At 63.8% G+C, this 22,741-nt stretch carries 15 protein-coding genes, 2 tRNA genes, 3 rRNA genes and 1 pseudogene; 16 read left to right on the forward strand and 5 right to left on the reverse strand.

Annotated features, from left to right (window positions below; translation table 11 throughout):
- Nucleotides 1–4: 4 nt before the first annotated feature.
- The 7 genes from LMA02_RS35065 (at nt 5) to LMA02_RS35090 (ending at nt 7,811) form a co-directional block, all read left to right on the forward strand.
- Complete coding sequence (locus LMA02_RS35065) at nt 5–427, forward strand: hypothetical protein (RefSeq protein WP_228910426.1); 423 nt, start codon at nt 5–7, stop codon at nt 425–427.
- A 245-nt stretch (nt 428–672) separates the two neighbouring features.
- Nucleotides 673–1,212 (forward strand): hypothetical protein, encoded by a 540-nt coding sequence (locus LMA02_RS35070; RefSeq protein ID WP_228910427.1) that lies wholly within the window; start codon nt 673–675, stop codon nt 1,210–1,212.
- A 245-nt stretch (nt 1,213–1,457) separates the two neighbouring features.
- A complete protein-coding gene (locus LMA02_RS35370) occupies nt 1,458–1,580 on the forward strand; it encodes a hypothetical protein (protein ID WP_267479001.1) in 123 nt (40 codons plus the stop codon).
- Between the two features lie 167 nt (nt 1,581–1,747).
- Nucleotides 1,748–2,998, forward strand: a complete 1,251-nt coding sequence (locus LMA02_RS35075; protein ID WP_228910428.1) for a metallophosphoesterase family protein — start codon at nt 1,748–1,750, stop codon at nt 2,996–2,998.
- Between the two features lie 3 nt (nt 2,999–3,001).
- The gene (locus LMA02_RS35080) at nt 3,002–6,472 is read left to right on the forward strand and encodes a YhaN family protein (protein ID WP_228910429.1); all 3,471 of its coding nucleotides are present in this window, start codon (nt 3,002–3,004) and stop codon (nt 6,470–6,472) included.
- Nucleotides 6,473–6,593: 121 nt separating this feature from the next.
- A complete protein-coding gene (locus tag LMA02_RS35085) occupies nt 6,594–7,118 on the forward strand; it encodes an HD domain-containing protein (protein WP_228910430.1) in 525 nt (174 codons plus the stop codon).
- A 9-nt stretch (nt 7,119–7,127) separates the two neighbouring features.
- Nucleotides 7,128–7,811, forward strand: coding sequence for a DUF429 domain-containing protein (locus tag LMA02_RS35090; RefSeq protein WP_228910431.1), 684 nt, complete (start codon nt 7,128–7,130; stop codon nt 7,809–7,811).
- A 183-nt stretch (nt 7,812–7,994) separates the two neighbouring features.
- On the opposite strand, the gene LMA02_RS35095 is transcribed toward LMA02_RS35090, so the two are convergent.
- Complete coding sequence (locus LMA02_RS35095; RefSeq protein WP_228910432.1) at nt 7,995–8,432, reverse strand: ATPase; 438 nt, start codon at nt 8,430–8,432, stop codon at nt 7,995–7,997.
- A 688-nt stretch (nt 8,433–9,120) separates the two neighbouring features.
- On the opposite strand from LMA02_RS35095, the gene LMA02_RS35100 reads away from it, so the two are divergent.
- From LMA02_RS35100 to rrf, 5 genes are all read left to right on the forward strand, one after another.
- Nucleotides 9,121–10,653: ribosomal RNA gene (locus tag LMA02_RS35100) — 16S ribosomal RNA — on the forward strand.
- Between the two features lie 62 nt (nt 10,654–10,715).
- Nucleotides 10,716–10,792: transfer RNA gene (locus LMA02_RS35105), tRNA-Ile, on the forward strand.
- Nucleotides 10,793–10,831: 39 nt separating this feature from the next.
- Nucleotides 10,832–10,907 (forward strand) — tRNA-Ala (locus LMA02_RS35110).
- Between the two features lie 277 nt (nt 10,908–11,184).
- Nucleotides 11,185–14,066, forward strand: a 23S ribosomal RNA gene (locus LMA02_RS35115).
- A 129-nt stretch (nt 14,067–14,195) separates the two neighbouring features.
- Nucleotides 14,196–14,308: ribosomal RNA gene (gene rrf, locus LMA02_RS35120) — 5S ribosomal RNA — on the forward strand.
- The 16S, 23S and 5S rRNA genes sit together here with 2 tRNA genes alongside, the layout of an rRNA operon.
- A 215-nt stretch (nt 14,309–14,523) precedes the next feature.
- Here rrf and LMA02_RS35125 read toward each other — a convergent pair.
- From LMA02_RS35125 to LMA02_RS35135, 3 genes and pseudogenes are all read right to left on the reverse strand, one after another.
- Nucleotides 14,524–14,895 carry a nuclear transport factor 2 family protein gene (locus LMA02_RS35125; protein WP_228910433.1) on the reverse strand — a complete coding sequence of 124 codons (372 nt, stop codon included), beginning with the start codon at nt 14,893–14,895 and terminating at the stop codon, nt 14,524–14,526.
- A gap of 87 nt (nt 14,896–14,982) precedes the next feature.
- Nucleotides 14,983–15,320 (reverse strand): annotated as a pseudogene (locus LMA02_RS35130) (hypothetical protein); the annotation flags it as partial.
- Nucleotides 15,321–15,392: 72 nt separating this feature from the next.
- On the reverse strand, nt 15,393–16,397 hold the full coding sequence (locus tag LMA02_RS35135) for an AraC family transcriptional regulator (RefSeq protein WP_228910434.1): 1,005 nt from the start codon (nt 16,395–16,397) through the stop codon (nt 15,393–15,395).
- Between the two features lie 136 nt (nt 16,398–16,533).
- Between LMA02_RS35135 and LMA02_RS35140 the strand changes: the two genes are divergently transcribed.
- From LMA02_RS35140 to LMA02_RS35150, 3 genes are read left to right on the forward strand one after another with little or no spacing between them, the layout of a single operon-like run.
- Nucleotides 16,534–18,207 (forward strand): acyl-CoA synthetase, encoded by a 1,674-nt coding sequence (locus LMA02_RS35140; RefSeq protein ID WP_228910435.1) that lies wholly within the window; start codon nt 16,534–16,536, stop codon nt 18,205–18,207.
- Nucleotides 18,208–18,227: 20 nt separating this feature from the next.
- Entirely contained in the window at nt 18,228–18,995 is a 768-nt protein-coding gene (locus LMA02_RS35145) for a 3-hydroxyacyl-CoA dehydrogenase (protein WP_228910436.1), read from the forward strand.
- 31 nt (nt 18,996–19,026) lie between these two features.
- Nucleotides 19,027–20,217, forward strand: coding sequence for an acetyl-CoA C-acetyltransferase (locus tag LMA02_RS35150; RefSeq protein ID WP_126224018.1), 1,191 nt, complete (start codon nt 19,027–19,029; stop codon nt 20,215–20,217).
- Between the two features lie 112 nt (nt 20,218–20,329).
- On the opposite strand, the gene LMA02_RS35155 is transcribed toward LMA02_RS35150, so the two are convergent.
- The gene (locus tag LMA02_RS35155; protein WP_175759122.1) at nt 20,330–21,022 is read right to left on the reverse strand and encodes a TetR/AcrR family transcriptional regulator; all 693 of its coding nucleotides are present in this window, start codon (nt 21,020–21,022) and stop codon (nt 20,330–20,332) included.
- A 363-nt stretch (nt 21,023–21,385) separates the two neighbouring features.
- Here LMA02_RS35155 and LMA02_RS35160 point away from each other — a divergent pair, with 363 nt between their 5' ends.
- Entirely contained in the window at nt 21,386–22,666 is a 1,281-nt protein-coding gene (locus tag LMA02_RS35160) for a Zn-dependent hydrolase (RefSeq protein ID WP_228910437.1), read from the forward strand.
- The last annotated feature ends 75 nt before the right edge of the window (nt 22,667–22,741 follow it).

Raw genomic sequence — 22,741 nt, forward strand, 5'->3', positions numbered from 1 at the left:
GCGCATGGCGGCAACGATCGATGAACAGAACGGCCACGCATCGTGGCAAGGGGCCGCCGTGACGAACGCGCATCTGCTTGAAATGGACGCCATCCTGTCGGCCCCGGGGTTTTTCGATTTCCTCGGCGACGTCGATTGCGATCGCGCGCTGGCCAGCCGCGACGCGGAGCCGTTCGACGCGCGCTGGATGACGGCGTTCGACGAAGTCGACGGCGAACCGGGTGCCCCGCTCGACAAGCAGGCGGTGGACGCGCTCAGGGAAAAGGCGTTCAGGCTGGCGTTCCGCGCATCGGGGAATGCCGACATCGCGGCGTGCGTATCCGACGACATCGAGCTGATCGCGCGAAGCCGTTCGTCGGGCCGCACCGACGGCTGGCCGACCGAGATCCTTTGGGATGCCTACAGGAATGGCCGCTTTCCCTGCTAACCGCGCGTTGTGCCCGGCGCACCGATGCATGCCATCGGACGGCGCCAATCACGGGCCGATTTCGATGTTTGTCAAACAGTGTGAGTCAATCGTCAGCATTTGCAACTGAAGTAACAGTCCCCGCAATTCGACGGTTTTGGACGTTGGCGCCGCTACATTAGCTCCACCTGCCGCACGTCGCGGTGAGGCATGCGACCAGCCGCGGAACGCGGCCCGCAGCAACAACGTCTTTGGGGAGAATGACCATGAACAAGATTCGCACGATTCTGCTTGGCGCCGCGCTGACGGCAATCGCATCGGCGGCTTTCGCACAAACGGCCCAGACGGGCGCTGAGGGTTCCGCCGGCGTCGGCGCGCAAGTCCAGACGCCGCTGCTCGGTGGCGGCGTGGGCGTGCAGGCTGGCGCGGGCGCGAATGCCGCGGGCTCGGGTTCGGGCGCAGGCAACGTCGTCGGCGGTGCGCTGAACGGCGTGGGCAAGACGGTCGGTAGCGTCGGCTCGGCGGCCGGCAACACGGTCGGTGGCGCGACGCAGGCAGTCGGCTCGGCCGCCGGTTCGGCGAAGGACGCGGCGGTATCGGCCACGCACGCGACGAAGTCGCACGTGAAGCACGTCGCGAGCTCGGCGAAGAACCATGCGCAAGGCGCGGTGTCGACGGCGGGCGATGTCGCCGGCGGCGCGAAGGCGAAGGCCGGCGAAGCGCTCGAGGGCGCGACGAACTCGGTGCAGGGCGGCGCATCGGTCGGCGTGAAGGGTTCGGCGTCGGCGCAAGGCGGCGCGCTGTAAGCGACCCGCTTCCCGCGCAAGCCCGGCCCGCTTCGATGCGGGCCGGGCTTTTTTTATTGATGCGCCGTGCATCGTGACCGGAAGTGTGCGCCGCGGACCGAAACAGGCGCTCCGTGTACGCTCTGCCCATTGCCTGCACGCCATGCTTAAATAGCGGGGCTCCCGGCTGCCGGGCGTCCTAGCGTGGTCGGGTAACATGCCGAGGCATCACGAATTCGAAGTACGGCGAGACGGCGAACGTCGGTGTGATCGGCGTCGCATTGTTCGCGCAGAAGGAAAGCGACGAGGAAGCGCTGCGTCGCAACGCGAATCCGTTCCCGGGCAACGACAACGGTTTTGCACCGCCGCCCGTGCCGCGCGGCGAGTGACGCGGCGGGACGAACTCGCCGTCGTCGGGTTGCCGGGCCGTGCGCCTGCGCGGTGTCCGCTTTCAGGTACCATCCCGACCCGCTGGCGACGGGCGGCCGTGCCCGGCGTTCGATATCGTACGATGCCGGTCGACATCGCCCCTTCGTCATGAAACAGAGGAATCTTCGTGAAGTTCATCCACGCGGCAGACATTCACCTTGACAGTCCGTTGCACGGCCTGAGCGCGTATCCCGACGCGCCGGCCGCGCAGTTGCGCAACGCGTCGCGCGAGGCGCTGCGGCAACTCGTGGATCGTGCGATCGAAGAGGAAGTTGCGTTCCTCGTGATCGCCGGCGACCTGTACGACGGCGACTGGAAGGACCACAACACCGGCATTTTCTTCGGCCAGCAAATGGGCCGCCTGCGCAAGGCCGGCATTCGCGCATTCGTGCTCGGCGGCAATCACGATGCCGAAAGCGAAATGACGAAGAAGCTCACCTTGCCCGACAACGTCACCGTGTTCGGCCACCGCAAGCCGGAAACCCACCGGCTGCCGGAATTCGACGTGGCGCTGCATGGGCAGAGCTTCAAGGACAAGGCCGTCGTCGACAATCTCGCGATCGGCTATCCGGACCCGGTGCCGGGTTACTACAACATCGGCGTGCTGCACACCGCGCTCGAAGGCTATGCCGCGCATGCGAACTATGCGCCGTGCACGCTGGCGGAGCTGCACGCGAAAGGCTACGACTACTGGGCGCTCGGCCACGTGCACGAGTTCCAGCAATGGTCGGGGCCGTCGACCGTCGTGTTTCCCGGCAACCTGCAGGGCCGCCATATTCGCGAGACGGGCCGCCGCGGCGCAGTGCTCGTGACGATCGAGCAGGGACGCACGCACATCGAACGTCTGTACCTCGACGTGCTGCGCTGGGAAGCCGTGTCGGTCGACGCGTCCGACTGCTTGACGGTCGCCGACCTGTCGAGAAAGATCGGCCAGTCGCTGGAGGCGCTGCTGAACGTCGATGGCCACGTGCCGCGCGCGGTGCGCGTGACGGTCACGGGGCGTACACCCGCGCACGGCCTCTTTTTCGGGCGCGCGCCGCAACTGCGCGCGGAGGTGCTGAACCAGATCGGCATCATCGGCAACGAACGGCTGTGGCTGGAGAAGGTCCGGCTCGTGACGTCCGCGCCCGAGCAGCCGCAAGGCGAGAGCGAGCAACTCGAGGCGCTGGAGGATCTCAAGCAGATCCTGGCAGACGCCGCGCACGATCCGGATTTCCTCGCGCTGCTCGAGCGCGACCTGAAGCCGTTCATCGGCAAGGTGCGCAGCGACGTGAAGGAAGAGGTGCCGCTACTGACGATGGCGCGCGCCGGCGAACTCACGGCGCTGGTCGAGCAGGTCGGCCCCGCGTTGCTCGCGCGGCTGGCGAGGGGGGAATAAGCGATGCGCATCAGCCAACTCGATCTGATCAAGTACGGCAAGTTCACCGACGAGACGCTGCGCTTTCCGTCGGCCGGCCAGGATTTCCACGTGATCGTGGGGCCGAACGAGGCCGGCAAGTCGACGATCCGGACGGCCGTGTCGGAACTGCTGTTCGGGATGAAGCTGCAGACGCCGCTCGACTTCCTGCATACGACGCCCGAACTGCGGATCGGCGGCATGCTGGAGAGCGGCACCGGCGCGCTCGCCTTTCATCGTGCCCGCGGGCGCAGCCCGCTGCGCACACCCGACGACGACAAACTGCCGGACGACTATCTGAACGCCATCCTCGACGGCGCGACGCGCGAATTCTTCGAGCAGATGTTCGGGCTCGACCACGGTCGGCTCGTCGACGGCGGCCGGAGCATACTCGACGCGTCCGACAAACTCGGCCAGGTACTGTTCGAATCGGCGGCGGGCGTCGGCACGCTCGGGCCCGTGCGCGAGGAACTCGACGTGCGGGCGGGCGAGCTGTGGGCGCCGCGACGCAGCGGCAGCGCATTCGCGCAGGCGGAGGCGTTGTTCAACGAAGCGGTCGGCGAACTGAAGGCCGTCCAGGTGCGCACGCGCGACTGGGTCGATCGCAAGGAAGCGCGCGATGCGGTCGAGCAGGAGATCGAGCAGGCGCGCACGGAGCAGCGCCGCCTTGAAGCGCTGCGCTCGAAGCTCGAGCGCGTGCGGCGATTGGCGCCGTACCTGAAGGAATTGACGATCAAGGAAGCGGCGCTTGCCGAACTGGGCGCTGTCGTCGAGTTGCCGCCGACCGCATACGCAGACCTGCTGAAAGCGCAAGGCGATCTCGCGGCCGAACAGAAGGTGCTCGAGGAGCGCCGTGCGGACCTGCTCGCGAAACGGCAGGCGCGCGATGCGATCGATCCGGATGCCGACGCGCTGGCGCTCGAAGGCGACATCGAAGCACTCGACCGGTTGCGCGGCGCATGCATGAATCACGCACAGGATCTGCTGTTGCTCGGCGCGGACGTCGAGCGGCATCTGTCCGCCGCCGGTTCCGCCGCGGCTCAGCTCGGCTGGCCGACCGACGAGGCGTCGCTGCGGGCGTCGCTGCCGACCGCGCTGTCGCTGAAGACGGTCGCGAACCTGTTGCGGGATCACGGCGCGCTGCATCAGGCGCTGGCCGGCGCGCGCGAATCGCTCGACGAGCGCACGCAGGAACTCGCGCAGGCGCAGGAACAACTGGCGCGCCTGTCCACGGTCGATGTGCCGGAAGTGCTTCGAGCGGCGCTCGCCGACGCGCAGGGTTTTCGCAGCAGCGGCCAGCGCGAACAGGCGCTCGAACGCGACATCGCCGCCGCGGAGCGCTCGCTCGCTGATGCGCTCGATGCGCTCGGCCAGTGGCGCAAGCCGGTCGACGCGCTGCGTGTGCTCGATGTGCCGTCGGCGACGCGGCTCGGCGCGCTGCTCAACGAAGCAAGCGAGCGCGCGAGCGCGGCGGCCGCCGCACGCGATGCGCGCGACGGCGCGCAGGAGGAACTCGAGCGGCTCGAATTGCAGGAGAAGCATTTCGCCGAAACCCACAAGGTCGTCACGACCGCCGAGGTGCTGGCGGCGCGCGCACGCCGCGACGGTGCGTGGGGCGACATCCGCAGCGGCGCGGTCGATCTTGCAACGGGTGCGCCGGCCGTCGACGATGCAATTCGCCTCGCCGACGAACTCGTCGATGCGCAGCTCGGCGCCACGCAAGCGGCGGCGACGTTGCAATCGCTGCGTCAGCAGGTTGAGTCCGCCCGCGCTGTATTGACGCGCCGGCAGGCGACAGTCAACGAGCGTGAGCGCGAGCTGGCCGCGCACCGCGACGCATGGTCCGACCTCGCGGCGACGGCCGGCGTGCCTGGCATGCCGCTGGCGGCGATGGGCGACTGGCTCGCGAAGCGCGACATGGTGTTTGCCGCGCAACTCGACCTTGACCGCCAGCGCCGCGAATTCGAGACGATCCGCGAAGCGCGGGCCGGCGCGGAAGCTGCGTTGCGTGCGGCGCTGCGCCTGGTGTCGCGCGGCAGCGACGCCGACGGGCTGGCGGCGCTCATCGCGATCGCCGAGACGTTCGTGCAATCGGCCGAGAAGACGCTCGCGCAGAAGGACAGCCTGGAGGATCGCGCGCGCGAAGCCGAACGCGGATGCGCGACGGCCCGTTCACGCGCCGGCCAGGCCCAGGCGGCCTACGATGCGTGGCAAGCACAATGGCGCGATGCGCTCGCCGACGCGAAGCTGTCAGCGAATGCGGTGACGCTGGCTGCAGCGGAAGGGGCGCTCGGGCTCGCGAATGCGGTGACGGCCGAATTGGCCGGCGCCGATGCGCCGCGCAACCGGATGGCCGCGATCCGTGCGGAGCTGGCCGCGCTCGAGGCCGGCGCACGTCGGCTGGCTGAAGCGCTCGAGCCCGCATGGCTGGCGAGCGGCGACTGGCTGGACGTTGCGCGCCGGTTGACGATGCGCGTGGCGGCCGCACGGGAAACCGCGCGTGCGATCGATCGTGCCGACGACGCGGTGCGGCAGGCCGACGGCAAGGTCGCCGATGCGGCTGCTGCGGTGGCGGGTGCGGATGCACGCATTCAGCCGTTGCTGCAACTGGCCGGCGTCGCGTCGATCGACGCGGCGCTGCCGCTGGCCGAGCGATCGGATCGACAGCGCCAGCTTCGGCAGGCTGTCGATGCCGCGAAGGAGGCGCTGGTGCGCGATGGCGACGGGTTGTCCCAGGCGGCCGTCGAGGCCGAGGTCGCGGAACAGGACATCGCCGACGTGCCCGCGCATCTCGAAGCAGTGAAGCAGTCGCTCGGCGACGTCGGCAAGCGCCTGAACGCGCTCGCGCAACAACAGGTCGTCGCCCAGCAGGCATTCGGCGCGATCGACGGCCAGGCGAGCGCGGCCGTGGCCGAGGCGAAGCGACAGGAAGCGCTGGCCGCGATGGGCGATGCGGCCGAACAGTATCTGGAAGCGGCGACCGCGAGCCGTTTGCTGAAGTGGGCGACCGATCGCTATCGCGACCAGAAGCAGGGGCCGATGCTGCGCCGGGCGGGCGAGATTTTCGCGGGGCTCACGCTCGGCGAATTCGCACGGCTGACCGTCGACACCGAACGGACGCCGCCCGCGCTGTACGCGCGGCGCACGAAGGGCACGTCGGTCGAGGTTGCCGGCCTGAGCGAAGGGACGCGCGATCAGTTGTTCCTCGCGCTGCGGATCGCGGCGCTCGAACTGCAGCTCGCCAGCCGGACCGCGTTGCCGTTCGTTGCCGACGATCTGTTCATCAACTTCGACGATGCGCGTGCGAAGGCGGGGCTCGAGGCGCTGCGCGATCTGTCGACGCGAACCCAGGTGCTGTTCCTGACGCACCACGATCACCTGCTGCCGCTCGTGCGGGACGTGTTCGGCGCGCAGGTCAACGTGGTCGGGCTGCAGCGCGAGACGGCCGGCGCATGACGTCGGGCGGCTCGATGTTCCCGATACGTGGGAATGATCATCGCGTACAGGTAGTATGTGCGGTTCCGAAACGGACGCGACCGGTTCTGCCGGCCGTAGTCCGGCCACACGAGGGGTCAATATGAACAAGCTGGTAGCTGCCATCGCATTCGCGGCGGACAAGCATCGCAATCAGCGGCGCAAGGACGACGAGGCATCGCCGTACATCAACCATCCGATCGCGCTGGCCGATGTGCTGGCCAACGAAGCCGGCATCGAGGACGAGCGCGTGATCGTCGCGGCTGTGTTGCACGACACGATCGAGGATACGGAGACAACCGAGCAGGAACTGCTGCGGCTGTTCGGCAAGGACGTCGCGGACATCGTGATGGAAGTCACCGACGACAAGTCGTTGCCGAAGGACGAGCGCAAGCGCCTTCAGGTCGAGCATGCGGCGAGCATCAGCCGACGCGCGAAGCTCGTGAAGCTGGCCGACAAGATCTGCAACCTGCGCGACATCGCGCGGCATCCGCCCGCGGACTGGTCGCTCGAGCGCAAGCAGGCGTACTTCGATTGGGCGAAGTCGGTCGTCGACCGGATGCGCGGCGTGCATCCCGGCCTGGAAGGGATCTTCGATGCCGCGTATGACGCGCGGCCGGCGGACTGACGCGCAGCCGTGCCGGCGGCCCGATCCCGATCCGTCGCGTGGTCATCGCCTGCGGTGGCGGGTGTCGACGTGGGCGGCGACAAGAAGCAATGCGATCTCGTGATCCTGCGCGGCTCGACGATCGTCTGCCGTGAGGCGCGAATCGCGCCCGAAGCGCTGCCTTCGCTGTGTATCGAGCATGACGTGGTGGCCGTCGGCGTCGATGCGCCGAGCCTGTGGTGGACGGGAAGCGGGCGCCGCGCGGCCGAGCAGGCGCTCGCGCGTGAGCGGATCTCGTGCTTTCCGACGCCGTCGCGCGAACAGGCCGTGACCAGTGCGTCGGGCTTCTTCGACTGGATGTTCATGGGCGAGCGCGTGTACCGCGCGCTGGCGCAGGCCTATCCGCTGCTTACCGACGCACGATATGCCGGCGGAAACGTGAGCTTCGAGACCTATCCGTACGCGATTACCTGCGCGATGCTCGGCAAGGCGATTGCGTCGGCGAAGCAGAAACGCAACCAGCGCCGGCAATTGCTCGCGCAAGTCGGGATCGACGTGTCGACACTGCGCTCGGTCGACGCGCGGGACGCCACGCTATGCGCATTGACCGCGCAATACGTGATCGACGGAAACGCGCACGCGTATGGCGACGCGGAGGGCGGGTATATCCGTGTGCCGATCGTCCGCGAGACGATCGTGCTCGATATGCTCTAGTCACTCACGGGCCGCGGCTGGCTGGTACCCGTGAGCCCGTGACGGCAAGGTGAGCTTTTGCGGGGAACGTATCGGACTGTCGACGTCAAGGTGTCGAGCAGTGACAGCCGGTCGGCAGGTGCGCAGCCGGTGGCATGCGCAACATGTTCAGGCGATGCGCCGTACGCCTCCCGGCCGTGATGCTCAGTCTTCGAGAATGGACTTCGGCACGCTGGAGAGATCGCAAGCGTCCGCTTGCTCGAAATAGGCTTGCGCATCGTCGATCATCACGACCGCGACGTCGATCAGTTCGTCGAGTCGCTGCAGCAGCGATTCGCGCCACTCGATGTCCTCGTCGCGCTCGGGCGTCTTGTCGAGCTGCTCGATGATCGAGTCGGCCGTCTGCAGGAACGGGATCGCCTGCTGATAGTTTTCGATCGAGACCATCGCGGCGTTGCGTGCGCCGACGAGCCGTTCGCGATGCTCGTCCGCCAGTTCGGACTCGCCGCTGATACGCGGCAGGAGATCCGAGATGCGTTGCAGAAGCGGCGGGACCTGTTCTTCCAGCATGACGGCGCGCTCGCGCAGCGCGGCATATTCGTCGCGAAGATCGGCGTCGCCGGATTGAGTGGTGCTGTCCATCGTCGTTATGAGTGCGTTGTTCGATCGCGGGATGATACTCGACGGCGCGTACCCCTTTGTTTGTTCCGCGGCATGGTGACTGACACGAGGTACATACGGGATGCTGTCGGCCTCTTATATATAGGACGAAAGAAGGACGCGCGCAGGATCCTTCGCGGGCGCCTGGCGAAGCTGTATTTAGAGCGCCATGCACCAAGCCCCCGTGCGCGGCAGCGCACGGGGGCTTTTTCAAAATATTTTCACAAAGGGGCTTGTGGAGACGGGGTGGGGTGCTTAGAATCACGCCTCTTTCGCGCTAACGGAAACGCGGCGCGGGAGGGAAGGGAAGCGGTGCTGTCGAGGGTAGGTTGTAGGAGCCCCGGCGCACACGAAGTTGAACCTCCGCCGTCGCAACGAAGCAGTTCAGAAAGTTGTTGACGAGCGAAGAAAGACGGTTCATAATCTCGCTTCTCTGCTGCTGAAAACGCAGCGCTGCTGAGAAACAGAAGGTTTCTCGCAGAAATGCTCTTTAAAAATTAACAGCCGATAAGTGTGGGCGCTTGATGGAAGCGAGCTGATCCTCGGATCAGATAGCGAAAGTATCAAGAGTCTCACACTAAAGTAAGTCAGGTTTATGAAGCAATTCATATTCCTGTCAGCTTTGAGTGAGCGACCGGTTCTTAACCGAACCGAAAACAGTAACAGGTTTAAACTGAAGAGTTTGATCCTGGCTCAGATTGAACGCTGGCGGCATGCCTTACACATGCAAGTCGAACGGCAGCACGGGTGCTTGCACCTGGTGGCGAGTGGCGAACGGGTGAGTAATACATCGGAACATGTCCTGTAGTGGGGGATAGCCCGGCGAAAGCCGGATTAATACCGCATACGATCTACGGATGAAAGCGGGGGACCTTCGGGCCTCGCGCTATAGGGTTGGCCGATGGCTGATTAGCTAGTTGGTGGGGTAAAGGCCTACCAAGGCGACGATCAGTAGCTGGTCTGAGAGGACGACCAGCCACACTGGGACTGAGACACGGCCCAGACTCCTACGGGAGGCAGCAGTGGGGAATTTTGGACAATGGGCGAAAGCCTGATCCAGCAATGCCGCGTGTGTGAAGAAGGCCTTCGGGTTGTAAAGCACTTTTGTCCGGAAAGAAATCCTTGGTTCTAATATAACCGGGGGATGACGGTACCGGAAGAATAAGCACCGGCTAACTACGTGCCAGCAGCCGCGGTAATACGTAGGGTGCGAGCGTTAATCGGAATTACTGGGCGTAAAGCGTGCGCAGGCGGTTTGTTAAGACCGATGTGAAATCCCCGGGCTCAACCTGGGAACTGCATTGGTGACTGGCAAGCTAGAGTATGGCAGAGGGGGGTAGAATTCCACGTGTAGCAGTGAAATGCGTAGAGATGTGGAGGAATACCGATGGCGAAGGCAGCCCCCTGGGCCAATACTGACGCTCATGCACGAAAGCGTGGGGAGCAAACAGGATTAGATACCCTGGTAGTCCACGCCCTAAACGATGTCAACTAGTTGTTGGGGATTCATTTCCTTAGTAACGTAGCTAACGCGTGAAGTTGACCGCCTGGGGAGTACGGTCGCAAGATTAAAACTCAAAGGAATTGACGGGGACCCGCACAAGCGGTGGATGATGTGGATTAATTCGATGCAACGCGAAAAACCTTACCTACCCTTGACATGGTCGGAATCCTGCTGAGAGGTGGGAGTGCTCGAAAGAGAACCGGCGCACAGGTGCTGCATGGCTGTCGTCAGCTCGTGTCGTGAGATGTTGGGTTAAGTCCCGCAACGAGCGCAACCCTTGTCCTTAGTTGCTACGCAAGAGCACTCTAAGGAGACTGCCGGTGACAAACCGGAGGAAGGTGGGGATGACGTCAAGTCCTCATGGCCCTTATGGGTAGGGCTTCACACGTCATACAATGGTCGGAACAGAGGGTTGCCAACCCGCGAGGGGGAGCTAATCCCAGAAAACCGATCGTAGTCCGGATTGCACTCTGCAACTCGAGTGCATGAAGCTGGAATCGCTAGTAATCGCGGATCAGCATGCCGCGGTGAATACGTTCCCGGGTCTTGTACACACCGCCCGTCACACCATGGGAGTGGGTTTTACCAGAAGTGGCTAGTCTAACCGCAAGGAGGACGGTCACCACGGTAGGATTCATGACTGGGGTGAAGTCGTAACAAGGTAGCCGTATCGGAAGGTGCGGCTGGATCACCTCCTTTCCAGAGCTTCTCGCAAAGTTGAGCGCTCACGCTTATCGGCTGTAAATTAAAGACAGACTCAGGGGTCTGTAGCTCAGTCGGTTAGAGCACCGTCTTGATAAGGCGGGGGTCGTTGGTTCGAATCCAACCAGACCCACCATTGTCTGGCGGTAGGTACATCCTGAGGTCATCTGTACATGGGGGCATAGCTCAGCTGGGAGAGCACCTGCTTTGCAAGCAGGGGGTCGTCGGTTCGATCCCGTCTGCCTCCACCAATCTTCAATGACAAGCGTTCGACGTAGTCGAATTTTTGTCATTGGCGATTGAGCCAGTCAGAGTGATATGAGTAACACCATATCGGCTGTCGTTCTTTAACAATCTGGAAGAAGTAAGTAATTTGGATAGCGGAAGCGTCTATGAGATGGACGTGAAAGTTATCCGGGTTGTGATTGTATCGATGTATCTCAAGATGATTCGAACTCTATGTTCGACTTAAATTGGAATACGGCACAACGCGAGAACTCAACCTATAACGAGACAGACTCGTTATAGGGTCAAGCGAACAAGTGCATGTGGTGGATGCCTTGGCGATCACAGGCGATGAAGGACGCGGTAGCCTGCGAAAAGCTACGGGGAGCTGGCAAACGAGCTTTGATCCGTAGATGTCCGAATGGGGAAACCCACTCCTTTTGGAGTATCCATGGCTGAATACATAGGCCATGTGAAGCGAACGCGGTGAACTGAAACATCTAAGTAACCGCAGGAAAAGAAATCAACCGAGATTCCCAAAGTAGTGGCGAGCGAAATGGGATGAGCCTTGTACTCTTTATTTGTATTGTTAGCCGAACGCTCTGGAAAGTGCGGCCATAGCGGGTGATAGCCCCGTAGGCGAAAACAGTATGAAAGAACTAAGTGTACGACAAGTAGGGCGGGACACGTGAAATCCTGTCTGAAGATGGGGGGACCATCCTCCAAGGCTAAATACTCGTGATCGACCGATAGTGAACCAGTACCGTGAGGGAAAGGCGAAAAGAACCCCGGGAGGGGAGTGAAATAGATCCTGAAACCGCATGCATACAAACAGTCGGAGCCTCGTAAGGGGTGACGGCGTACCTTTTGTATAATGGGTCAGCGACTTACGTTCAGTAGCAAGCTTAACCGTATAGGGCAGGCGTAGCGAAAGCGAGTCCGAATAGGGCGTTCAGTTGCTGGGCGTAGACCCGAAACCAAGTGATCTATCCATGGCCAGGATGAAGGTGCGGTAACACGTACTGGAGGTCCGAACCCACTAACGTTGAAAAGTTAGGGGATGAGCTGTGGATAGGGGTGAAAGGCTAAACAAACTTGGAAATAGCTGGTTCTCTCCGAAAACTATTTAGGTAGTGCCTCGTGTCTCACCTTCGGGGGTAGAGCACTGTCATGGTTGGGGGGTCTATTGCAGATTACCCCGCCATAGCAAACTCCGAATACCGAAGAGTGCAATCACGGGAGACAGACATCGGGTGCTAACGTCCGGTGTCAAGAGGGAAACAACCCAGACCGCCAGCTAAGGTCCCCAAATATAGCTAAGTGGGAAACGAAGTGGGAAGGCTAAAACAGTCAGGAGGTTGGCTTAGAAGCAGCCACCCTTTAAAGAAAGCGTAATAGCTCACTGATCGAGTCGTCCTGCGCGGAAGATGTAACGGGGCTAAGCTATATACCGAAGCTGCGGATGCGAGCTATGCTCGCATGGTAGGAGAGCGTTCCGTAAGCCTGCGAAGGTGCGTTGAAAAGCGTGCTGGAGGTATCGGAAGTGCGAATGCTGACATGAGTAGCGATAAAGGGGGTGAAAGGCCCCCTCGCCGTAAGCCCAAGGTTTCCTACGCAACGTTCATCGGCGTAGGGTGAGTCGGCCCCTAAGGCGAGGCAGAAATGCGTAGCTGATGGGAAGCAGGTCAATATTCCTGCACCATTGTTAGATGCGATGGGGGGACGGATCGCGGAAGGTTGTCCGGGTGTTGGAAGTCCCGGTCGCTGCATTGGAGAAGGCACTTAGGCAAATCCGGGTGCGCAATTCAAGGGTGTGGCGCGAGCTCCTTAGGGAGCGAAGCAATTGGAAGTGGTTCCAAGAAAAGCCTCTAAGCTTCAGTCTAACGATGACCGTACCGCAAACCGACACAGGTGGGCGAGATGAGTATTCTAAGGCGCTTGAGAGAACTCGGGAGAAGGAACTCGGCAAATTGGTACCGTAACTTCGGGATAAGGTACGCCCTTGTAGCTTGATGCGCCTGCGCGCAGAGGGTGAAGGGGTTGCAATAAACTGGTGGCTGCGACTGTTTAATAAAAACACAGCACTCTGCAAACACGAAAGTGGACGTATAGGGTGTGACGCCTGCCCGGTGCCGGAAGATTAAATGATGGGGTGCAAGCTCTTGATTGAAGTCCCGGTAAACGGCGGCCGTAACTATAACGGTCCTAAGGTAGCGAAATTCCTTGTCGGGTAAGTTCCGACCTGCACGAATGGCGTAACGATGGCCACACTGTCTCCTCCCGAGACTCAGCGAAGTTGAAGTGTTTGTGATGATGCAATCTACCCGCGGCTAGACGGAAAGACCCCATGAACCTTTACTGTAGCTTTGCATTGGACTTTGAACCGATCTGTGTAGGATAGGTGGGAGGCTATGAAACCGGAACGCTAGTTTCGGTGGAGCCGTCCTTGAAATACCACCCTGGTTTGTTTGAGGTTCTAACCTTGGCCCGTGATCCGGGTCGGGGACAGTGCATGGTAGGCAGTTTGACTGGGGCGGTCTCCTCCCAAAGCGTAACGGAGGAGTACGAAGGTACGCTAGGTACGGTCGGAAATCGTGCTGATAGTGCAATGGCATAAGCGTGCTTAACTGCGAGACCGACAAGTCGAGCAGGTGCGAAAGCAGGTCATAGTGATCCGGTGGTTCTGTATGGAAGGGCCATCGCTCAACGGATAAAAGGTACTCTGGGGATAACAGGCTGATACCGCCCAAGAGTTCATATCGACGGCGGTGTTTGGCACCTCGATGTCGGCTCATCTCATCCTGGGGCTGTAGCCGGTCCCAAGGGTATGGCTGTTCGCCATTTAAAGAGGTACGTGAGCTGGGTTTAAAACGTCGTGAGACAGTTTGGTCCCTATCTGCCGTGGGCGTTGGATATTTGAAGGGGGCTGCTCCTAGTACGAGAGGACCGGAGTGGACGAACCTCTGGTGTACCGGTTGTCACGCCAGTGGCATCGCCGGGTAGCTATGTTCGGAAGAGATAACCGCTGAAAGCATCTAAGCGGGAAACTCGCCTTAAGATGAGATATCCCTGGGGACTAGATCCCCTTGAAGGGTCGTTCGAGACCAGGACGTTGATAGGTCAGGTGTGTAAGCGCAGTAATGCGTTCAGCTAACTGATACTAATTGCCCGTAAGGCTTGATCCTATAACAAGTCTGTTTCGCGCTAGAGAGCGCGTCGGACCGGTTGGATTCTCGTGTGTGATACACACAACTCAAAATTACTGCTTCTTCCCGGATTGGTCGCGTTGCGAAGCAGCGCGACAACCCTCTTTGCCTGATGACCATAGCGAGTCGGTCCCACCCCTTCCCATCCCGAACAGGACCGTGAAACGACTCTACGCCGATGATAGTGCGGATTCCCGTGTGAAAGTAGGTAATCGTCAGGCTCCCTAAGCCAGAAACCCCCGCCCGACAAGGCGGGGGTTTCTGCATTTGGGCGGCGAAAAGCGCGATGGCAGCGAGGGGCGCCGTCGTCGTTGGCGCATCTCTTCTTCCCGTCACGGGCGCAGGTCCCTGCGCGCCGAGAATGTCGGTGCGTGACAGTCGCTGCATCGACTCACTTTTGGATCCCGCAGTTCGCCGATTGCCGGCATGTCGCAGCTCAACCGATCTGCGATGCGTGTCCTGCAACCACACGCCAGTCGCTCCCCGACCGGCGCCACAGGCGCGTATAGGCGAACATGCCGTTGAATGCGGCGCCGTCGAAACGACCGGCAAGCATCGCCTTCGTCGTGGTGAGAATCATCTCGCCGATCATCTTCGTCCCCATCTCCTGGATATCGAGTGCGTCGAGGCGCAGCAGCTTCGCGCGATGCGCGGACAGATCGTCGTGCTTCGCAATGACCTGCCCGGTCGGAACGGTGAAGATCAGGTTGTCGTCCAGCAACGTGTCGAGTGCGTCGACGTCGTTGGTGAGCATCGCCGCTCGAAGTGCGGCTTCATACGGTTCGATGACTGCACGAACTGCATCCATATCGGGCCTCGCATCAGTTCGAAGGATCGGGATTCCACGCGTGCTCGCCGGGCGGGCCGCGGTGGCCTTCGCATGCCGGCATCACGGCTACTCGACAGAGACTACTCCGCTTTCGACAGCGCCCCGACGCCACACCATCATCAGCAAGCAGATACCGATCGACGCGAGGATGTCGACCGACGGATAGAACGCAACCGCGACATGCCACGTATTCAGCGCGTACTTGATCACGCACAGCGTACGGTCGGACCGAGACCGGCAAGCTCGATCAGCGTGACCCGACAGATCGACATCGTCGGGTCGCCGGTCAGCATCCAGAGCGGTATCGCCGATAGCGCCGCGCACACGAAAAGCCAGTCGACGCGGAGCCAGCCGTGTTCACCTCGAAACAGGGTCGCGACGAAAGTCAGCAAGCCGGCGGCCGCGCGCGTCGACGGCATGTCGCGCTGATCCCGCAGCGTGCCCGGGCCCCGCAGCGTGCCCGGCCCCGTCGCGCATCAATGCTCCGGTTGCGCCGCATTGACGTCGCGCCGAAACGCGCCCGGGCTCGTCCCCGTCCATTTCCGGAACGCGCGATGAAACGCGCTGGGTTCGGTGAAGCCGAGTTCGGCCGCGATTTCCGCGACGCTGAGCCTGTGCGCGCGCAGCAGCGACTGGGCCAGTGCGCCACGCAGTTCGTCCTTGATCGACGCGAAGCTCTGTCCCTCGCTGCGCAAGCGTCGTCGCAGCGTCGCGGGCGTCGTGCCGAGGCGCACGGCCAGCGTGTCGAAGTCCGGCCACTCGGCGGCCGGCAGTGCCTTCAGGTGCGCGCGCGTTTTTGCCACCCAGCCGGTGTCGTGCCGGTAGCGGACCAGCAGGTTGCCGGGCGCGCCGCGCAGGAAGGTCTTCAATGCCTGTGCGGAGCGGATCGTCGGCAGCGCGAGATACGCGGCGTTGAAGGCGAGCCGGCTGTCGGGCCGGTCGAAATGGACCGGTACCCCGAAGAACTGGTGGTAATCGCTGCGGTGGTCGGGGCTCGGGCACGCGAAATCGATGCGCTGCAGTGGAATGCGCCGGCCGGTCAGCCAGCAGGCGACGCCGAGCAGGATCAGCCAGAACGTCCGGTAAGCGAACGCGGAATAGGGCGCGCCCGCCTGTTTGAGCACGATCTGCGCCTGCCCGTCGGCGACCACGAGCTCGCCGTGCGGCTCGTCGAGCACCACGCGCAGGAACTGCAGCGCACGCCGCAGCGCCTTCTCGAGCGTGCCCGCGTCCAGCACGGCATGGCACAGCAGCATGAAGCTGCCACGCCGCATCGGGCGGGCCGCGAGCCCGAAGAATTCGTCGTCGATCGCGGTGGCGATCGCCAGCCACAGCCGGCCATACTGCTGCGGCGTGACGGGCCCGCGCACGGCGGCCGGCAGGCCGGCCGCGTGCAGCACGGGCCCGACCGGAATCCGTTGCCGGCTCAGGCTCTCGAGCGCATCCTCGACGAAATCGGGCGAGATCATTTGCGGCCCCATTTTTTCATGCCCTCCAGACATGGCAAAAGCGATCACGATTCTAGATTCTGTTTGTCATTGATTGCAATGTGACTGCTGTCTACCATCATCGATATACCCTCGGTTCGCCGGCGGTCATAACGAACAGGAGACACGCATGCGTGATGGAGCAACTGCCCGGGAGGTGCCGGCCTACGCCGACGCCGTGGCCGGCTTCCGTATCGAGACCGCCGCCGCATATCTGCACGGCGACCTGGAGCAGGGCCTGAACGCCTGCGTCGAATGCTGCGACCGGCATGCGGCGGCGGACGCGAACGCGATCGCACTCGACTGGATCGACGTCGGCGGCCGGCATCGCAGCTTCACGTTCGCGCAGATGCAGGCGCTGTCGGCGCGCGTCGCGAACCTGCTGGTCGAGCAGGGCGTGAAGCCGGGTGACGTGGTGGCCGGCCTGTTGCCGCGCACGCCCGAACTCGTCGCGACGATCCTCGGCACGTGGCGCGCGGGGGCCGTCTACCAGCCGCTTTTCACCGCGTTCGGACCGAAGGCGATCGAACACCGGCTGCGCATGAGCGATGCGCGGCTGATCGTCACCAACATCGCGAATCGCGCGAAGCTCGACGAGATCGTGGATTGCCCGCCGGTCGCCACGGTGCGCGAGCCGGGCGACACGCTGCCGGCCCGCGACATCGATTTCCGTGCGGCGCTCGACGCGCAGTCGGGCACGTTCGAACCGGTGCCGCGCAAGGGCACCGACCTGTTCATGATGATGTCGACGTCGGGCACGACGGGTTTGCCGAAGGGCGTGCCGGTGCCGCTGCGCGCACTGCTCGCGTTCGGCGCCTACATGCGCGACGCGGTGGACCTGCGCGCCAGCGACCGCTTCTGGAACATCGCCGATCCGGGTTGGGCATACGGTCTCTACTACGCGATCACGGGCCCGCTGCTGCTCGGCCATGCAACGACGCTGTACGAAGGCAGCTTCACGGTCGACAGCACCTGCGACGTGATCGAACGGCTCGGCATCACGAGCCTCGCCGGTTCGCCGACCGCGTACCGGATGCTGATGGCGGCCGGCACCGAAGTGGCGGCGCGGCTGAAAGGGCAACTGCGGGTCGTCAGCAGCGCGGGCGAACCGCTGAATCCGGAAGTCGTGCGCTGGTTCCACGCGGCGCTCGGCGCGCCGATCCACGATCACTACGGTCAGACCGAACTCGGGATGGTCGTGAACAACCATCACGGGCTCACGCACGTCGTCCATACCGGTTCGGCCGGTCTCGCGATGCCCGGCTATCGCGTCGCGGTACTCGACGAAGCCGGTCGCGAGCTCGGCCCGGGCGAGCCCGGCAACCTCGCGATCGACATCGCACGCTCGCCGCTGCTGTGGTTCTACGGCTACTGGCAGCAGGATACGCCGGCGATCGCGGGCGGCTACTACCGGACCGGCGACAACGTCGAGCTCGAGCCGGACGGCACTGTGAGCTTCATCGGCCGCGCGGATGACGTGATCACGTCGTCCGGCTACCGGATCGGCCCATTCGACGTAGAAAGCGCGCTGATCGAACACCCGGCCGTCAGCGAGGCCGCGGTGATCGGCGTGCCGGACCCGGAGCGCACGGAGATCGTCAAGGCGTTCGTCGTGCTGTCGAAAGGTTTTGAGGGCACGCCGGCGCTGGCCGACGAACTGAGCCAGCACGTGAAGCGGCGGCTGTCGGCCCACGCGTATCCCCGCGCGATCGACTTCGTCGACGCGCTGCCGAAAACCCCGAGCGGCAAGATCCAGCGTTTCGTTCTGCGCAAGATGGAAGCCGAGAAGGCCGCTCAATCCTGAAGAATGAATACGGAGTGCGAATGAATATCGAGGATCGCGTTTTTCTGATTACGGGCGCCGGTTCGGGCCTCGGCGCCGCGGTGGCGCGCATGGTGGTGGCCGAAGGCGGCAAGGCAGTGTTGCTGGACGTCAATGAGGATGCCGGTGCGAGCCTCGCGCACGAACTCGGTGCGGCCGCATGCTTCGTGAAGACCGACGTGACGAGCGAAGCCGACGGGCAAGCGGCCGTTGCCGCCGCGCGCGACGCGTTCGGCCGCATCGATGCGCTCGTGAACTGCGCGGGCGTCGCGCCGGGCGAGAAAGTCGTCGGCCGCGAAGGCCCGCATTCGCTCGAGCGCTTCGCGCGCGCGGTGTCGATCAACCTGGTCGGCACGTTCAACATGATCCGGCTGGCGGCCGACGTGATGTCGAAGCAGGACGCCGACGCGCAGGGCGAGCGCGGCGTGATCGTCAACACCGCGTCGGTCGCGGCGTTCGACGGACAGATCGGGCAGGCCGCGTATGCGGCATCGAAGAGCGGCGTGGTGGGCATGACGCTGCCGATCGCGCGCGAACTCGCGCGGTTCGGCATTCGCGTGGTGACGATCGCACCGGGCATCTTCGCGACGCCGATGATGACCGGCATGCCGCAGGACGTGCAGGACGCGCTCGGCAAGAGCGTGCCGTTTCCGCCGCGGCTTGGCCGCCCCGACGAATTCGCGGCGCTGGTGCGCCACATCGCCGAGAACACGATGCTGAACGGCGAAGTCATTCGTCTCGATGGCGCGTTGCGCATGGCGCCGCGCTGAAAACTGAAACTGGAACTGGAGAAATTCGATCATGACGACACAGGATCCGATCGTAATCGTCGGTGCGGCACGCACGCCGATGGGTGGTTTTCAGGGCGATCTCGCCGGGGCCAGCGCGAGCGAGCTCGGCGCGGCGGCGATCCGCGCGGCGCTCGAGCGCGCGCGCGTGCCGGCCGAGCGCATCGATGAAATCGTGTTCGGCTGCGTGCTGCCGGCCGGCCAGGGTCAGGCGCCGGCGCGGCAGGCCGCGCTGAAGGCCGGATTGCCGCTGGCCGCGGGCGCGACCACGGTCAACAAGATGTGCGGCTCCGGGATGAAGGCCGCGATGTTCGCGCACGACCTGCTGCTGGCCGGGTCGGCCGACGTGGCGGTCGCGGGCGGGATGGAGAGCATGACGAACGCGCCGTATCTGCTGCCGAAGGCGCGCGCGGGGATGCGCATGGGTCACGGCCAGGTGCTCGACCATATGTTCCTCGACGGGCTCGAGGACGCGTACGACAAGGGCCGGCTGATGGGCACGTTCGCGGAGGATTGTGCGCAGGCTTACCAGTTCACGCGTGAGGCGCAGGATGCGTTCGCGATCGCGTCGCTGACGCGTGCGCAACGTGCAATCGCGGAAGGGCGCTTCACGTCGGAGGTCGCGCCGGTGACCGTGAAGGCCGGCAAGACCGAAGCGGTGGTCTCGATCGACGAGCAACCGGGCAAAGCGAAGCTCGACAAGATTCCGACGCTCAAGCCGGCGTTCCGCGAAGGCGGCACGGTGACGGCGGCCAATTCGTCGTCGATTTCCGACGGCGCGGCCGCGCTCGTGATGATGCGTCGCTCGGAAGCGGAGCGGCTCGGCCTCACGCCGAAGGCCGTGATCGTCGGGCATTCGACCTACGCGAACAAGCCGGGCCTGTTCGCGACGGCACCGATCGGCGCGATTCGTAAGCTATCCGAAAAAACCGGCTGGAACCTGCGCGACGTCGACCTGTTCGAGATCAACGAAGCCTTCGCGGTGGTCGTGATGGCCGCGATGCGCGATCTCGACCTCTCGCACGACAAGGTCAACGTGCACGGCGGCGCGTGTGCGCTCGGCCATCCGATCGGCGCATCGGGTGCACGCGTGATGGTGACGCTGCTGGCCGCGCTCGAATCGTATGGCCTGAAGCGCGGCATCGCATCGCTGTGCATCGGCGGCGGCGAGGCGACGGCGATCGCGATCGAGCGCGTCGCGTAACGCGCACGCGGTCACGCTTCACGCGTGGGACGGCTCGTACGCCGTCTCGCGACGCGGGCGGCGGGCATCGTGCCCGTCGCCCGTTTTGTTTTCCCGGGAATGCGCGATCGCGCTACGCGCTCGCGCCCGGCGACACCGCACCGCACGCGCGGATCACGAGTTGCACGACGTGCTCGGTCTTCTCGGCGAAGGCCTTCTGCGTGAACGCACGCTTGCCGCTCAGCGCGCGGATCTGCGCATCGAAATCCGCATAGTGCTGCGTGGTCGCCCAGATCAGGTACATCAATGCGTGCGCATCGATCGGTGCGAGCAGCCCGCGCGCGATCCAGCCTTCGATCACGTTCACGCGCGTGTCGAACCACGGCTTCACCCGTTCCGACAGGATGTCCTGCATGTGCTCGGCGCCGTGGATGATCTCGTTGGCCCACACCTTCGAGCCGAGCGGGCGCCGTCGCGACAGATCCATCTTCGCGCGCACGTAGCTGCCGATCGCCTCGACCGGATCGTCACCGGCCTCGAACGAGCCGGCCGCGCGGTGCCAGTCTTCGAACAGGTCGTCGAGCACACGGCGGTACAACGCCAGCTTCGTCGGGAAGTAGTAATGCAGGTTCGCCTTCGGCAGGCCCGCCCGTTCGGCGATCATCGCGGTGCTCGCGCCGTCGAGCCCGCGCTCCGCGAACACGGCTTCCGCGCAGGCCAGCAGATGCGCTTCGTTGGACTCGCGGATGTGCGCCTTGCGTCGCCGCAAAGGCGTGCCCGTTTCGTCGTGGCCGCCGGCTGCGGTGGCCGCTTCGTCATGTCTCATCATTGCCCTCGCGCGGCAGGCATGCCGCGTTGGGCTTCATTCTAGTCGCAGGTCTGCATCGAACGCACGTGCGCGCATGTATCCGCGCGTGCGCGATGCTGCGATGCGATGGCACGTTTCTCGCTCGAACAGGTCACGCAAGAAAGACGTTGCGCTCGACATTTTGATGGTCTAAAACCTGTCCAATCGGACAGGATTCGACGAGCGGCGGAACGCAGTGCCAGCATCCCGCCGATCGATCGGACGAATCGCACGAACGATGCGCACCTGCACCTCGCAGGTGCGGGTTTGCCCCGACAGCAGCAATGCGTGCACCGGCACCGACCGGCTCACGACATGACCGACCCCACAGGAGCGATACGAATGGACACGGTATCGGAAACAGTGAAGCGGGCAGCATTCGACACGTCGATCAAGATCGACGGCAGACGGCTGTGGGACAGCCTGATGGAGGTGGCGAAGATCGGCGCGACGCCGAAGGGCGGCGTCTGCCGCCTCGCGCTCACCGATCTCGACAAGGCCGGGCGCGACCTGATCGTCAGTTGGGCCAAGGCGGCCGGCTGCACGGTGACGGTCGATACGATGGGCAACGTATTCATGCGTCGCGCGGGGCGCGTGGCCGACGCGGCACCGGTCGTCACCGGCTCGCACGCGGATTCGCAGCCGACCGGCGGCCGCTTCGACGGCATCTACGGCGTGCTGGGCGGCCTCGAGGTGATTCGCAGTCTGAACGATCACGGCATCGAGACCGAGCATCCGGTCGAGGTCGTGATCTGGACCAACGAGGAAGGCTCGCGCTTCGCACCGGCGATGGTCGCGTCGGGCGTGTTCGCGGGGGTGTTTTCGCTCGAATACGGGCTGTCGCGCAAGGACGTCGACGGCAAGACGATCGGCGAGGAGCTGGCGCGCATCGGCTATGCGGGCGACGTGCCGTGCGGCGGCCGCAAGCTGCATGCGGCGTTCGAGTTGCATATCGAGCAGGGGCCGATTCTCGAAGCGGAGTGCAAGACGATCGGCGTGGTGACCGACGCGCAGGGGCAGCGCTGGTACGAGATCACGTTCACCGGCCAGGAAGCGCATGCGGGGCCGACGCCGATGCCGCGCCGCCGCGACGCGCTGCTCGGCGCGTCGCGCGTCGTCGATCTCGTGAACCGGATCGGCCTCGATCACGCGCCGTTCGGTTGCGCGACGGTCGGGATGATGCAGATTCATCCGAACTCGCGCAACGTGATTCCGGGCCGCGTGTTCTTCACCGTCGATTTCCGTCATCCGGACGACGCCGTGCTCGCGAAGATGGATGCCGCGCTGCGCGACGGTGTCGCGCGCATCGCGGGCGAGATCGGGCTCGAGACCGCGCTCGAGCAGATTTTCTACTACAAGCCCGTCGCGTTCGATCCGGCCTGCGTGGCGGCCGTGCGCGACGCGGCCGACCGCTTCGGCTACTCGCATCGTGACATCGTGTCGGGTGCGGGACACGACGCGTGCTATCTGGCGCAGGTCGCGCCGACGTCGATGGTGTTCGTGCCCTGCGTCGACGGCATCAGCCACAACGAGATCGAGGACGCGACGCCTGCGTGGATCGAGGCAGGCGCGAACGTGCTGCTGCACGCGATGCTCTCGCGTGCGTGCGAGCCGGCTTCATGACGGATCGGATGTAGCGCGGCCGGCAGGCTGCTCATCGCCTGACCGTAGGCACTCCAAAACATAGCCGACCCGACT

The organism is Burkholderia sp. B21-005 (genome assembly GCF_020843965.1).
Lineage (GTDB): Bacteria > Pseudomonadota > Gammaproteobacteria > Burkholderiales > Burkholderiaceae > Burkholderia > Burkholderia ambifaria.

Coding starts and splice junctions, on each gene's coding strand:
- LMA02_RS35065 (WP_228910426.1), top strand. CDS start 5: ATGGCGGCAACGATCGATGAACAGAACGGCCACGCATCGTGGCAAGGG.
- LMA02_RS35070 (WP_228910427.1), top strand. CDS start 673: ATGAACAAGATTCGCACGATTCTGCTTGGCGCCGCGCTGACGGCAATC.
- LMA02_RS35080 (WP_228910429.1), top strand. CDS start 3,002: ATGCGCATCAGCCAACTCGATCTGATCAAGTACGGCAAGTTCACCGAC.
- LMA02_RS35085 (WP_228910430.1), top strand. CDS start 6,594: ATGAACAAGCTGGTAGCTGCCATCGCATTCGCGGCGGACAAGCATCGC.
- LMA02_RS35095 (WP_228910432.1), bottom strand. CDS start 8,432: ATGGACAGCACCACTCAATCCGGCGACGCCGATCTTCGCGACGAATAT.
- LMA02_RS35125 (WP_228910433.1), bottom strand. CDS start 14,895: ATGGATGCAGTTCGTGCAGTCATCGAACCGTATGAAGCCGCACTTCGA.
- LMA02_RS35135 (WP_228910434.1), bottom strand. CDS start 16,397: ATGGGGCCGCAAATGATCTCGCCCGATTTCGTCGAGGATGCGCTCGAG.
- LMA02_RS35140 (WP_228910435.1), top strand. CDS start 16,534: ATGCGTGATGGAGCAACTGCCCGGGAGGTGCCGGCCTACGCCGACGCC.
- LMA02_RS35145 (WP_228910436.1), top strand. CDS start 18,228: ATGAATATCGAGGATCGCGTTTTTCTGATTACGGGCGCCGGTTCGGGC.
- LMA02_RS35150 (WP_126224018.1), top strand. CDS start 19,027: ATGACGACACAGGATCCGATCGTAATCGTCGGTGCGGCACGCACGCCG.
- LMA02_RS35155 (WP_175759122.1), bottom strand. CDS start 21,022: ATGAGACATGACGAAGCGGCCACCGCAGCCGGCGGCCACGACGAAACG.
- LMA02_RS35160 (WP_228910437.1), top strand. CDS start 21,386: ATGGACACGGTATCGGAAACAGTGAAGCGGGCAGCATTCGACACGTCG.